The following is a 12,811-nucleotide window of genomic DNA, read 5'->3' on the forward strand; positions in this document are numbered from 1 at the left end:
GGTAGAAATAGACTCAAGGTCTTGTCATGAATCAAAAATCCTGGCTGATTAACCTCAGCCTGCTGAAGACGCACCCGGCGTATCGCGCCGTGTTTATCGCGCGTTTTATCTCCATTTTGTCCCTCGGCCTGCTCGGCGTTGCCGTCCCGGTACAGATCCAGACGTTGACGCACTCAAGCTGGCTGGTCGGGCTGTCGGTCACCTTAACCGGCGGGGCGATGTTTATCGGTCTGATGATCGGCGGCGTGCTGGCCGACAGGTACGAACGCAAGAAGCTGATCCTGCTGGCACGCGGCACCTGCGGGGTGGGGTTTGTCGGATTGTGCCTGAACGCAATGCTGCCAGAACCCTCCTTACTCGCCATTTACGCCCTCGGGCTGTGGGATGGTTTCTTTGCTTCGTTAGGCGTGACGGCGCTGCTGGCCGCCACACCCGCGCTGGTAGGGCGTGAGAATTTGATGCAGGCGGGGGCAATTACCATGCTTACCGTCCGTCTTGGCTCGGTGATATCGCCGATGGTGGGCGGCCTGCTGCTGGCCACCGGTAACGTGGCGTGGAACTACGGCCTCGCGGCGGCGGGGACGTTTATCACCACCTTAACCCTGCTGCGTCTGCCGCTTCTGCCACCGCCGCCGCAGCCGCGTGAGCATCCGCTGAAATCGCTGATGGCGGCGATCCGGTTTCTGTTCAGCAATCCGCTGATTGGTGGTATTGCGCTGCTCGGTGGCCTGCTGACGATGGCGAGCGCCGTACGCGTGCTGTACCCGGCGCTGGCGGGGGTGTGGCAGATAAGCGCCTCAGAGATTGGCTTGCTGTACGCCGCCATTCCGCTCGGCGCGGCGTGTGGTGCGCTAACCAGCGGCAGGCTGGCGCAGAGCGCGCGTCCAGGGTTAATTATGCTGTTGACGACACTGGCATCGTTTATCGCGATGGGGTTCTTCAGCCTGATGCCGGTCTGGGCGTTGGGTGTGCTGTGTCTGGTGCTCTTCGGCTGGTTGAGCGCCATCAGTTCTCTGTTGCAGTACACCCTGATCCAGACCCAGACGCCGGAGGGGATGCTCGGGCGCATCAACGGCCTGTGGACCGCGCAAAACGTGACGGGCGATGCCATTGGCGCGGCGATCCTCGGTGGGCTGGGGGCCGTCATGACACCGGTGGCTTCGGCGAGCACCAGCGGGTTTGCGTTAGCCGTTGTAGGTGGGATCCTGTTAATGGTATTAGCAGAATTGCGCCGGTTCAGGCAGGAGGTTGTATTGAACGACGGTGCGGCCTGATGCCCTCACCCCGCCCCTCTCCCACGGGGAGAGGGAGGGAAAATGCCTACTTAAACAATGCATTTAATCTCTCTAACACCAGCATCGCGCTGTAATAATCCAGGCGGAACGTCTCCGTTCCCAGTGCCCACACGCGTTTATTCTTCACCGCAGGCAGGTGAGCCAGCAGCGGGTTGGCGTAAATCGCCTCGACGTCTTTTTGATCGCCGGCAAACAGGAACAGGCCTTCACCGTTCAGCCCGGTAGCCAGATTTTCACCGCCTAACTGGATGATGTCGTGACGTTTGCCCTGACTTTTTGATGTGTGCAGCCCGGCAGGCAGTTCGGCCAGGGTAAAGCCTAACTGGTGCAACAGCTGGCCCTGGGCAGACTCCGCGGTCCACAGGTTAGCGCTGTGCGCGGCAGCGGTGTACACAATGGCGTTCACCGGCTGCGGCGGCAGCGTCATCTGCTGTTTCACCTGCGCGAGTTGTTTATCGAATGCTGCAATGCGTTCGGCGGCCTGTTTTTCCTGTCCGGTTATCGTGCCTAGCTGCTTCAGCAGTTCCTGCCAGCTTTTGTCGTCGTAGTTGATGATGAGCGTCGGCGCGATAGCGGAGAGCTGATCGTACAACGCCAGGGCCGAATCTCCGCCGGTCGCGCTAATCAGAATCAGATCCGGCATCTGCGCCGCCACCGCTTCCGCACTCGGCTCGCCAATGTACAGGCGCGCCACGTTGCGCTGTTTCGCAATATCACCCCACTGACGTAAAAAGCCCTGCGCATCCGCCACGCGGTTATTGGGCGTAGTCGCCCCGCTGGCCACTACCGGAGCGTCAATCGCCAGCAAAGAGCCGGTCAGGGTCACGCTGGTGGAGACAATGCGCGTGGGTTTGCTCTCCAGGGTATGCACGCCGCGGCTGTCGGTTACCTGACGCGGCCAGTCGGCGGCGATGGCTGAGGTTAGTCCTAAAACAAAACATCCCGTTAAAAGAAGGGCATTACGGCAAACGGCGGGGAATTTCACAACGCGGCATCCTGTTCTCTTTGAAGTTAATGCTTCTCATTTTCATGATTGCGGCGAGGGGATGCAAGCGATACTCGTACAAGATGTTCGCTCTGCGGTTGACACCGGCGCGATGTGGGATTAGGTTAGCCAACGAAAATATAAATGATAATCATTATTGCTTCTTTTATCATTTTATGGAGGATGATATGGATACGTCCCTGGCTGAGGAAGTTCAGCACACCGCGACCACGCTGCCATCAGACAGCTTTTTCTTTATGTCGCCTTACCGCAGTTTTACCACGTCAGGCTGTTTTTCCCGTTTCTCTGAACCCGCCGAGGGCGGTGATAACCCGTCGGGGGCCTTCCAGCAGAAACTGGCTCAGGCTTTCCGCAACGCGAAGGCCAGCGGCATTGCCCATCCCGTGATGGTGGGAGCCATCCCGTTCGATACCCGCAAGCCCTCATCCCTGTTTATTCCGCAGCACTGGCAGACCTTTTCGCGCCCGGCGCGTCAGCAGTCCGCGCGCTATTTTTCCGCTTCCCAGGCGTTGAGCGTGGAAACCCGCACTGAGATCCCGCCGCAGCCCGTGTTTGAAGAGATGGTTGCCCGTGCGGCAGCGCTCACCGCCACGCCACAGGTGAACAAAGTGGTGCTGTCGCGGCTGATTGATATTGCGACGGATAAAACGATTGATAGCGGCGCGCTGATGGAGCGACTGATCGCCCAGAATCCGGCCAGCTTCAACTTCCATGTGCCGCTGGAAGATGGCGGCGTGCTGCTGGGCGCGAGCCCGGAACTGCTGCTGCGTAAAGAGGGGACACACTTTAGTTCTCTGCCGCTGGCGGGCTCTGCGCGTCGTCAGCCGGATGACGTGCTGGATCGCGAGGCGGGTAATAAGCTGCTGGCCTCCGAGAAGGATCGCCACGAGCACGATCTGGTGACCCAGGCGATGAAAGCCATTCTGGCACCGCGCAGCCATCATCTCAGCATGCCAGCTTCCCCGCAGCTGATCACCACCCCAACGCTCTGGCATCTGGCGACGCCGGTGGAAGGGGAGGCCCGTGAAAATGAGAACGCCCTGACTCTGGCCTGTCTGCTGCACCCGACGCCTGCGCTGAGCGGTTTCCCGCATCAGGCGGCAAAAGAGCTGATTGCCGGGCTGGAGCCGTTCGACCGCGAACTGTTTGGCGGCATCGTTGGCTGGTGTGACAGCGAAGGCAACGGCGAGTGGGTGGTGACCATCCGCTGCGCGCGTTTGCTTAAAAATCGCGTTCGCCTGTTTGCCGGTGCGGGCATTGTGCCAGCCTCCTCCCCGGTGGGCGAGTGGCGCGAAACCGGGGTGAAGCTCTCCACCATGCTCAACGTTTTTGGTTTGCACTGAGGAATCATCATGACCATCCCCTTTACCCGTTGGCCTGAGGAGTTTGCCCGGCGCTACCGTGAAAAAGGCTACTGGCAGGATCTGCCGCTGACCCACATTCTGACCGACCACGCGGAGAAAGATACCGTCGCCATTATTGACGGTGAACGTCACCTGACCTGGCGCGCGTTCAACCAGGCGGTGAATAACCTGGCCTCCGCCCTGCAGGGGCAAGGCGTGCGTCGTGGCGAGACCGCGCTGGTTCAGCTCGGCAACGTGGCTGAGTTTTACATCACCTTTTTCGCGCTTCTGCAGGTGGGTGTGGCTCCGGTGAACGCGCTTTTCAGCCACCAACGTAACGAGCTGAACGCCTACGCCGCACAGATCAAACCCGCGCTGCTGATTGCCGACCGCGAGCACGCCCTGTTTGCAGGCGATGATTTCCTGAACCGTTTTGTGGATGAACATCGCTCTGTGCGTGTTGTCCTGCTGCGTGGCGATAACGGCGCACATGCCCTGGAGGCGGCCATCGCCCACCCGGCGGCCCATTTTATCCCCAACCCCACGCCCGCCGACGAAGTGGCGTTCTTTCAGCTTTCAGGCGGCAGTACCGGCACGCCAAAATTGATCCCGCGTACGCATAACGATTACGACTACAGCATCCGTCGCAGCAACGAAATTTGCGGCATTACCGCGGATACCCGCTATCTGAATGCGCTACCGGCGGCCCATAACTACGCCATGAGTTCCCCGGGTTCGTTAGGGGTATTCATGGCTGGTGGCTGCGTGGTGCTGGCGCACGATCCGAGCGCCACGATCTGCTTCCCGCTGATTGAACGCCATCAAATTAACGTCACCTCGCTGGTACCCCCGGCGGTCAGCCTGTGGTTGCAGGCGATTGCCGACGGCGCGGGCAATGCGCAGCTTAAATCGCTGAAGCTGCTGCAGGTGGGGGGCGCACGCCTCTCCGCCACGCTTGCCGCGCGTATTCCGGCGGAAATTGGCTGCCAGCTACAGCAGGTGTTCGGCATGGCGGAAGGGCTGGTGAATTACACCGCTCTCGACGATACCCCGGAGCGCATCATCCACACCCAGGGCCGTCCGATGTGCCCGGATGACGAAGTATGGGTGGCGGACGAGCACGGCAACCCGCTGCCGCGTGGCGAAACAGGACGTCTGATGACCCGTGGGCCGTACACCTTCCGCGGCTATTTCAACAGCCCGGAACACAACGCCAGCGCCTTTGATGCCAACGGGTTTTACTGCTCCGGCGATCTGATTGCCATCGACGAGCAGGGGTACATCACCGTGCAGGGGCGCGAGAAAGATCAGATCAACCGCGGCGGGGAGAAGATCGCCGCTGAAGAGATCGAAAACCTGCTGCTGCGCCATGAGGCAGTGATCCACGCCGCGCTGGTGAGCATGGAGGACAGCCTGTTGGGCGAGAAAAGCTGCGCGTTTCTGGTGGTGAAACAGCCGCTGCGTGCGGTTGAGGTGCGTCGCTTCCTGCGCGAGCAGGGCGTTGCCGAATTCAAACTGCCGGATCGCGTGGAGAGCGTGGATGCGCTGCCGTTAACGCCGGTCGGCAAAGTCGATAAGAAACAGTTGCGCCTGTGGATCGCTGAACGCGCCCGGGCCTGAGGAACAGAGTATGTCTATTCCAAAATTAACCGCTTATGCGCTGCCAACTGCCGCAGAGTTGCCGACAAGTAAAGTGAACTGGGCGTTTGAGCCTGAACGTGCCGCGCTGCTGATCCACGATATGCAGGAGTATTTCCTGAACTTCTGGGGCGAAAACAGCGCGATGATGCAGCAGGTGGTGGCGAACATCGCCAGGCTGCGCGCGTACTGTAAAGCGCACAACATTCCGGTTTATTACACCGCCCAGCCGAAAGAGCAGAGCGACGAAGACCGCGCCCTGCTGAATGACATGTGGGGCCCGGGCCTGACCCGCTCCCCGGAGCAGCAGCGCATCGTCGCTGAACTGACCCCGGACGAAGCGGACACCGTGCTGGTGAAGTGGCGCTACAGCGCGTTTCATCGCTCGCCGCTGGAGCTGATGCTGAAAGAGACAGGCCGCAATCAGCTGCTGATCACCGGCGTGTATGCCCACATCGGCTGCATGACCACCGCCACCGATGCGTTTATGCGCGACATCAAACCCTTCTTTATTGCCGACGCGCTGGCAGATTTCACCCGCGAAGAGCATCTGATGTCGCTCAACTATGTGGCGGGGCGTTCCGGCCGCGTGGTGATGACCGATGATCTGTTGCCGTCGGTTCCGGCCTCAAAAGCGGCGCTGCGTGAGCTCATCCTGCCATTACTCGATGAAACCGACGAACCGATGGATGATGAAAACCTGATCGACTACGGCCTGGATTCGGTGCGCATGATGGCGCTCGCCGCACGCTGGCGTAAAGTCCACGGCGATATCGATTTCGTGATGCTGGCAAAAAATCCGACCCTCGACGCCTGGTGGGCGCTACTCTCCCGCGAGGTGCAGTAATGGTTTTTGATTTCACCGGCAAAACCGTCTGGGTGACAGGGGCGGGTAAAGGGATTGGTTATGCGACGGCGCTGGCCTTTGCCGACGCGGGCGCGAAGGTGACCGGATTCGATCTGGCTTTCCCGCAGGAGAATTATCCGTTTGCTACCGAAACGCTGGACGTATCTGACGCGGCGCAGGTGAGCGATGTCTGCGGGCGCTTGCTCGCCGTAGAGGAACGTCTGGATATACTGGTCAACGCCGCCGGCATTCTGCGCATGGGCGCCACGGACCAGCTTTCGCAGGAGGACTGGCAGCAGACGTTTGCGGTCAACGTTGGCGGGGCGTTTAACCTCTTTCAACAGACGATGGGCCAGTTCCGTCGTCAGCAGAGTGGGGCGATTGTCACCGTGGCGTCCGACGCGGCCCACACGCCGCGCATCGGGATGAGTGCCTATGGCGCCTCGAAAGCGGCGCTGAAAAGCCTGGCCCTCACCGTCGGGCTGGAGCTGGCGGGCAGCGGCGTGCGCTGTAATCTGGTGTCGCCGGGGTCAACGGATACCGATATGCAGCGCACCCTGTGGACCTGCGACGATGCGGAGCAGCAGCGCATTCGCGGTTTTGGCGAGCAGTTTAAGCTGGGGATCCCGCTGGGGAAAATTGCCCGTCCTCAGGAGATTGCCAGCACGATCCTGTTCCTGGCCTCCGATGCTGCCAGCCATATCACCCTGCAGGATATCGTGGTGGACGGCGGCTCCACGCTGGGGGCGTAATGATCTGGAAACGCCATTTATCGTTAGATGCGCTCAATGCCACCAGCCAGAACACGCTGGTGGCGCATCTGGGCATCGTTTATACCCGCCTTGGCGACGATATGCTGGAAGCGGAAATGCCGGTGGATGCGCGCACCCATCAGCCGTTTGGCCTGCTGCACGGTGGCGCGTCGGCGGCGCTGGCGGAAACGCTGGGCTCGATGGCCGGTTTTCTGATGACCCGCGACGGGCAGAACGTGGTGGGAACGGAGCTGAATGCCACCCATCATCGTGCGGTAGCGCAGGGGACCGTGCGCGGCGTGTGTCAGCCGCTGCATCTGGGTCGATCCAGCCAGAGCTGGGAGATTGTGGTGTTCGACGAGCAGGGACGGCGGTGCTGTACCTGCCGGTTGAGTACGATGGTGCTGGGGTAATGTTGTGCGGCCTGTTGCCCTCACCCTAACCCTCTCCCACAGGGAGAGGGGACGGTGTAGTACAAAATTAGAGCATTGAGACGACGCGTTTAAGTAACCGAATTCGCGGCGCAATGGACGCTTTGTCCAGCCACTCCGCCGGGCTGTGGAAGCCCGCGCCAATCGGCCCTAAGCCGTCAAGCGTGGGGATACCCAGCGCAGCGGTGTGGTTGGCATCGCTGCCGCCGCCAACCGCCTGCCAGGTAATGGCGATGCCTTCCGCTTTACCTGCCGCTTCAACCTGCTGCATCAGTGCCTGAGTCGCAACGCTTGCTGCCATCGCCGGTTTGTGATTGACCCGCGTCAGCGTCGTCGTCACGCCGTCTAAAAAGCCTTTTTCACATAAGGCTTCCAGCGCCTGATTCACCCGGTCGTACTCGTCGTTTTCCCAGAAGCGAACGTCGAGCTCGGCCACGGCGTGGTCCGCCACCACGTTTGCCGCGCTGCCGCCGCTAATCACCCCTACGTTGAGTGTGGTGCCGCGCGACCCATCGCTCAGCGCATTCAGGGCAACGATGCTGTTTGCCAACGCTGTGATTGCCGAACGGCCTTTTTCCGGGTCGTTACCCGCGTGTGCCGCCACGCCCTTGAAGGTAAGGTGATAGCCCGCCATACCTTTACGGGCTTTCACCAGAGAGCCATCAGCACGGGCAGCTTCGCACACCAGCACGCAGCGGGAGCGTTGTGCCAGCGCACCGATCCATTCGTGGGAGTATACCGAGCCCGTTTCTTCGTCCGGGTTCATCGCGACCGCGATTGCCAGGCGATCTTTATCCGCAGGATCTAGCTCGCGCATTGCCCACAGAATATTGAGCAGTCCGCTTTTCATATCAGACACGCCGGGGCCGTAGAGACGCGTATCGTCCTCGCTCAACGGGCGTTCGGCCACGGTGCCGGGGGCAAAAACGGTATCAAGATGGCCGACCAGCAGCACGTCGAACTGCTCTGCCTGCGGCTTGTTGCTGACGAAGAGGCCCGGGCCAACCTTCTCGCCCAGGTTTACCTGCCCGGTATGCCAGCCTTCGCGTTGCCAGAGTGATTCTAAAATGCCAGCCACGGCGGCAACGCCCGCGATGGTCTGGGTGCCGCAGTCCACGTTCACCAGGCTTTTCAGCTCTTCAATGTAGCGATCCAGATTCATTTCCTTTTCCTTGTAAGCGGTAAGCGCGCGATCGCGCAGGGTCATTCTGGCGAGGTTGAGCGTAAAAAAAATGATACAAATCATCCCGTAAGGTTGAGCCAGGACGAAAAACGCAGAAGTGTGACCGATGACAGCGACGGGGTTGTTTCAGCCTGAAAGTGATCGACTTAACACTGTGGTGTAAATCTCTGGTTTGACCACGCATTATTGCGTTTCAAAGTTGTTAAATTTTACGCGTTGTTCTAGAAACAAAATGTAACATCTCACTGTTCCACAACAACGGACAACAACTATGAACAACTCAGGGAAATACCTTACATGGGCACTGCTTTCCGTTGTGGGAGCTTTTGCCCTGGGCTATATCGCCCTCAACCGGGGGGAACAGATCAATGCGCTCTGGATTGTCGTTGCCTCCGTCTGCATTTATCTGATCGCGTATCGTTTTTATGGTCGCTATATTGCCAAAACGGTGCTGGCGGTTGACGGCACGCGCATGACGCCCGCCGTTCGTCATAACGACGGGCTGGACTACGTTCCGACCGATAAGAAAGTGCTGTTCGGTCACCACTTTGCGGCGATTGCCGGGGCAGGCCCGCTGGTGGGGCCGGTGCTGGCGGCGCAGATGGGCTATCTGCCGGGGATGATCTGGATCCTTGCCGGCGTGGTGCTGGCGGGGGCCGTACAGGACTTTATGGTGCTGTTCGTCTCCACCCGTCGCGACGGCCGTTCGCTTGGGGAGCTGGTGAAAGAGGAGATGGGCGCGACGGCCGGGGTGATTGCGCTGGTGGCGACCTTTATGATCATGGTGATCATCCTTGCGGTGCTGGCGATGATTGTGGTGAAAGCGCTGACCCACAGTCCGTGGGGGACTTACACCGTCGCGTTCACCATTCCGCTGGCCATTTTTATGGGGATCTACATTCGCTACCTGCGTCCGGGACGCATTGGTGAGGTGTCGGTGATTGGTCTGGTGCTGCTGGTGTTCGCCATTATCTCCGGCGGCTGGGTGGCAGAAAGCCCAACCTGGGCACCGTTCTTCGACTTTACCGGCGTACAGCTGACCTGGATGCTGGTGGGGTACGGGTTTGTGGCCGCGGTGCTGCCGGTGTGGCTGCTGCTGGCCCCGCGTGATTACCTTTCCACGTTCCTGAAAATTGGCACCATCGTCGGGCTGGCTATTGGTATTTTGATCATGCGCCCGACGCTGACCATGCCAGCGTTAACCAAATTCGTTGACGGTACGGGCCCGGTCTGGACCGGTAACCTGTTCCCGTTCCTGTTTATTACCATCGCCTGTGGTGCGGTGTCTGGCTTCCACGCGCTGATTGCCTCCGGGACCACGCCGAAGATGCTGGCGAATGAAAATCAGGCCTGCCTGATTGGCTACGGCGGCATGCTGATGGAGTCCTTCGTGGCGATCATGGCGCTGGTCTCTGCCTGCATTATCGACCCGGGCGTCTACTTCGCGATGAACAGCCCGATGGCGGTTCTGGCTCCGGCGGGCACCGCCGACGTGGTGGCATCCGCAGCACAGGTGGTAAGCGGCTGGGGCTTTGCCATTACCCCGGATACGTTATCGAGTATCGCCAGTGAAGTGGGTGAGCAGTCGATTATCTCCCGCGCGGGTGGCGCGCCTACGCTGGCGGTGGGCATGGCCTACATCCTTCACGGTGCGCTGGGCGGGCTGATGGATGTCTCGTTCTGGTATCACTTCGCCATTCTCTTTGAAGCGCTGTTTATTCTGACGGCGGTGGATGCGGGGACGCGTGCGGCGCGCTTTATGCTGCAGGATCTGCTGGGCGTGATCTCCCCGAATCTGAAGCGTACCGATTCGCTCCCGGCGAACCTGCTGGCAACGGCCTTGTGCGTGCTGGCGTGGGGGTACTTCCTGCATCAGGGCGTGGTGGATCCGCTTGGCGGTATTAACACGCTGTGGCCGCTGTTCGGTATCGCTAACCAGATGCTGGCAGGGATGGCGCTGATGCTGTGTGCGGTGGTGCTGTTCAAGATGAAGCGCCAGCGTTATGCCTGGGTGGCGCTGCTGCCTACTTCCTGGCTGCTGATTTGTACCCTGACGGCGGGCTGGCAGAAAGCCTTCAGCCCGGACAATAAAGTGGGCTTCCTGGCGATTGCCAATAAGTTCCAGGCGATGATCGACAGCGGTAAAATCCCGGCACAGTATACGGAATCACAGCTGTCGCAGCTGGTGTTTAACAACCGTCTGGATGCCGGGCTGACCATCTTCTTTATGGTGGTGGTCGTGGTACTGGCGTTGTATTCTCTGAAGACCGCGCTGGCGGCGCTGAAAGAAGACAAGCCGACAGCGAAAGAGACACCGTATGAACCGATGCCTGAAAACCTGGAAGAGATTGTCACCCAGGCCAAAGGGGCGCATTAACCTGTGTGCCGGGTGGCGCTAGCGCTTACCTGGCCTACATTTCTTATCCTCCCTCTCCCTTTGGGAGAGGGCCGGGGTGAGGGAAACAAACGAGAAATGACTTATGTTCGACACCCTTTCCAAAGCAGGCAAATACTTAGGCCAGGCCGCCAAAATGATGATTGGCGTGCCGGACTACGACAACTACGTCGAGCATATGCGCGTCAACCATCCGGACCAGACGCCAATGACCTACGACGAATTTTTCCGCGATCGCCAGGACGCCCGTTACGGCGGCAAGGGCGGGGCGAAGTGCTGTTAACCCTCTTTCGGTAAATAGAGGCTGATCTGTTCCTGTTTACAGCCGTAGATCGCCGCCAGCTTTTCACGGGTGCGCTTTTGCGGACGGGAGTCCAGCGCTTCCAGCTGTGATACGGCAGACTGGCTGATGCCGAGTTTCTCTGCCACCTCCTGCTGGGACATGCCGCGCAGGATGCGCCAGGCGGCCTGCAGGCTGACGTTCTGCCAGGTCATGATGCTGCAAACCTCACCTGGAAGTTCAACGTCATCCAGCTCATCGTGTTCGACTTCAATATCCTCCAGATCGTCGTCGGTTTCGTCGTCGATTTCCGTCATCTGCAGGCACATACGAAAATATTCATCATAGGGAATAACCACGTACTGCGTTTTTCCGTTATCGTCCTTAATTAGCTGAACAGCCATAGGTGGCTTTCTCCTCGTGCAGGTAAGTTGTTGATGTTCTGCGCTTAACGGCCAAAACATAACAATGGTTATCGGGTTCGTCCCGAAGCGTATAGACGATGCGGTAATCGCCAACGCGTAGCCGGTAGTGATCTTCTGTCGCCGATATTTTTTTGATATCGGGCCGGGGAGCCGAGCGGTCATCCAGCTCAACAAGCTTCAACTCAATGCGACGCTGATATCGCTCGTCAATCTTTAAAAATGTCTTCTTTGCCCCATTGGACCAGACAATCTTCATCCGTACCTCCACTGTACGCCCACACAAAGTATAAGGAAATAATAAGACTATTAGATAAATTCCGAATTTCTTATGGACTACTGTAGAGCGGAGAACAAATGCAAGTAAGCGGCAAAACGCAAACCGTCGAGGCGGTGCGAAAACGCCTCTGCCGGGCGACAGAGGCTTGCAGAAAATGTGCGATTAGGCGTTCAAACCGCCGTCCACATCCAGCCCCGTACCGGAGATCTGTCCGGCGGCCGGGCTGGCGAGGAAGGTGACCGCCGCCGCGATATCTTCCGGTTGTCCGTAATGACCGACGGCAATCATCTGACGCTGGGCTTCTGCCTGTTCGCCGTCCTCCGGGTTCATATCGCTGTTGGTCGGGCCGGGATGCACCAGGTTCACGGTAATACCGCGGGGCCCCAGATCCCGCGCCAGACCGCGCGTGAAGGAGTTAAGCGCGGATTTGGTCATGGAGTAGACGGAGATACCCGGCATCGCCACGCGGTTTGCCAGACAGCTACCGATATTGATAATGCGTCCGCCGTCAGACATATGTACCAGCGCTTCCTGCGTGGCGATCACCACGCCGCGAATGTTGACGTTAATCAGGGCATCGATATCCGCCAGCGTCATGGACTCCAGCGGGCCGCCGCGGGCGATACCGGCGTTATTGACCAGAATGTCCAGCCCGCCGAGGGTGCGCGCCGCATGGGTGACCGCGTCCTGAATAGCCTCTGCGCTGGCGCTGTCGGCCTGAACCGCCTCACTGTGCCGCCCCAGCGCGCTTATCTCATCGACCACGGCCTGGGCTTTATCGACGGACTTTTCATACGTGATAACCACATCGGCACCGGCGCGTGCCAGCGACAGCGCGATAGCACGGCCCAATCCCCGGCTGGCACCGGTAACCAGCGCTTTCTTACCTGTTAAATCGATCTGCATGATGACCTCGTTGCGAGAGTGGTGAGAATCATC

The 12,811-nt window shown here is 59.4% G+C and carries 13 protein-coding genes; 8 read left to right on the forward strand and 5 right to left on the reverse strand.

What is annotated here, in order from left to right; all coding sequences use genetic code 11:
• Positions 1-26 precede the first annotated feature (26 nt).
• Positions 27-1,274 (forward strand): enterobactin transporter EntS, encoded by a 1,248-nt coding sequence (gene entS, locus ACQG19_RS06625; RefSeq protein ID WP_222168538.1) that lies wholly within the window; start codon positions 27-29, stop codon positions 1,272-1,274.
• Positions 1,275-1,320: 46 nt separating this feature from the next.
• On the opposite strand, the gene fepB is transcribed toward entS, so the two are convergent.
• Entirely contained in the window at positions 1,321-2,280 is a 960-nt protein-coding gene (gene fepB / locus ACQG19_RS06630; protein ID WP_013097635.1) for a Fe2+-enterobactin ABC transporter substrate-binding protein, read from the reverse strand.
• A 188-nt stretch (positions 2,281-2,468) separates the two neighbouring features.
• Between fepB and entC the strand changes: the two genes are divergently transcribed.
• The 5 genes from entC to entH are packed head-to-tail and all read left to right on the forward strand — an operon-like array spanning position 2,469 to position 7,294.
• Positions 2,469-3,644 (forward strand): isochorismate synthase EntC, encoded by a 1,176-nt coding sequence (gene entC, locus ACQG19_RS06635; protein WP_038418883.1) that lies wholly within the window; start codon positions 2,469-2,471, stop codon positions 3,642-3,644.
• A gap of 9 nt (positions 3,645-3,653) precedes the next feature.
• The gene (entE, locus tag ACQG19_RS06640) at positions 3,654-5,264 is read left to right on the forward strand and encodes a (2,3-dihydroxybenzoyl)adenylate synthase EntE (RefSeq protein WP_040020567.1); all 1,611 of its coding nucleotides are present in this window, start codon (positions 3,654-3,656) and stop codon (positions 5,262-5,264) included.
• A gap of 10 nt (positions 5,265-5,274) precedes the next feature.
• Positions 5,275-6,129 carry an isochorismatase gene (locus tag ACQG19_RS06645; RefSeq protein WP_222168539.1) on the forward strand — a complete coding sequence of 285 codons (855 nt, stop codon included), beginning with the start codon at positions 5,275-5,277 and terminating at the stop codon, positions 6,127-6,129.
• Positions 6,129-6,881: a 2,3-dihydro-2,3-dihydroxybenzoate dehydrogenase EntA gene (gene entA / locus ACQG19_RS06650; protein WP_222168540.1), complete on the forward strand. Its 753-nt coding sequence runs from the start codon at positions 6,129-6,131 to the stop codon at positions 6,879-6,881. The genes ACQG19_RS06645 and entA overlap by 1 nt, the downstream gene beginning before the upstream one ends.
• Entirely contained in the window at positions 6,881-7,294 is a 414-nt protein-coding gene (gene entH, locus ACQG19_RS06655; protein WP_047351875.1) for a proofreading thioesterase EntH, read from the forward strand. Before entA ends, entH begins: the two co-directional genes overlap by 1 nt.
• A 67-nt stretch (positions 7,295-7,361) precedes the next feature.
• Here the strand turns inward: entH and ACQG19_RS06660 are convergent, their stop codons facing one another.
• Entirely contained in the window at positions 7,362-8,474 is a 1,113-nt protein-coding gene (locus ACQG19_RS06660; RefSeq protein ID WP_038420892.1) for a M20 family metallopeptidase, read from the reverse strand.
• 292 nt (positions 8,475-8,766) lie between these two features.
• On the opposite strand from ACQG19_RS06660, the gene cstA reads away from it, so the two are divergent.
• Together cstA and ACQG19_RS06670 are read left to right on the forward strand one after the other, a co-directional pair.
• Positions 8,767-10,872 carry a pyruvate/proton symporter CstA gene (gene cstA, locus ACQG19_RS06665; RefSeq protein WP_058683138.1) on the forward strand — a complete coding sequence of 702 codons (2,106 nt, stop codon included), beginning with the start codon at positions 8,767-8,769 and terminating at the stop codon, positions 10,870-10,872.
• 103 nt (positions 10,873-10,975) lie between these two features.
• Entirely contained in the window at positions 10,976-11,173 is a 198-nt protein-coding gene (locus ACQG19_RS06670) for a YbdD/YjiX family protein (RefSeq protein ID WP_013097627.1), read from the forward strand.
• On the opposite strand, the gene ACQG19_RS06675 is transcribed toward ACQG19_RS06670, so the two are convergent.
• The 3 genes from ACQG19_RS06675 to ACQG19_RS06685 form a co-directional block, all read right to left on the reverse strand.
• Positions 11,170-11,574, reverse strand: a complete 405-nt coding sequence (locus tag ACQG19_RS06675; RefSeq protein ID WP_222168541.1) for a helix-turn-helix domain-containing protein — start codon at positions 11,572-11,574, stop codon at positions 11,170-11,172. The two genes, ACQG19_RS06670 and ACQG19_RS06675, sit on opposite strands and share 4 nt — an antisense overlap.
• A complete protein-coding gene (locus ACQG19_RS06680) occupies positions 11,555-11,851 on the reverse strand; it encodes a type II toxin-antitoxin system RelE family toxin (protein ID WP_246931573.1) in 297 nt (98 codons plus the stop codon). The genes ACQG19_RS06675 and ACQG19_RS06680 overlap by 20 nt, the downstream gene beginning before the upstream one ends.
• A gap of 183 nt (positions 11,852-12,034) precedes the next feature.
• Positions 12,035-12,778 carry an SDR family NAD(P)-dependent oxidoreductase gene (locus ACQG19_RS06685; RefSeq protein ID WP_013097624.1) on the reverse strand — a complete coding sequence of 248 codons (744 nt, stop codon included), beginning with the start codon at positions 12,776-12,778 and terminating at the stop codon, positions 12,035-12,037.
• Between the last annotated feature and the right edge of the window lie 33 nt (positions 12,779-12,811).

The organism is Enterobacter cloacae complex sp. 277I4 (assembly GCF_050031465.1).
Classification (GTDB): domain Bacteria; phylum Pseudomonadota; class Gammaproteobacteria; order Enterobacterales; family Enterobacteriaceae; genus Enterobacter; species Enterobacter cloacae.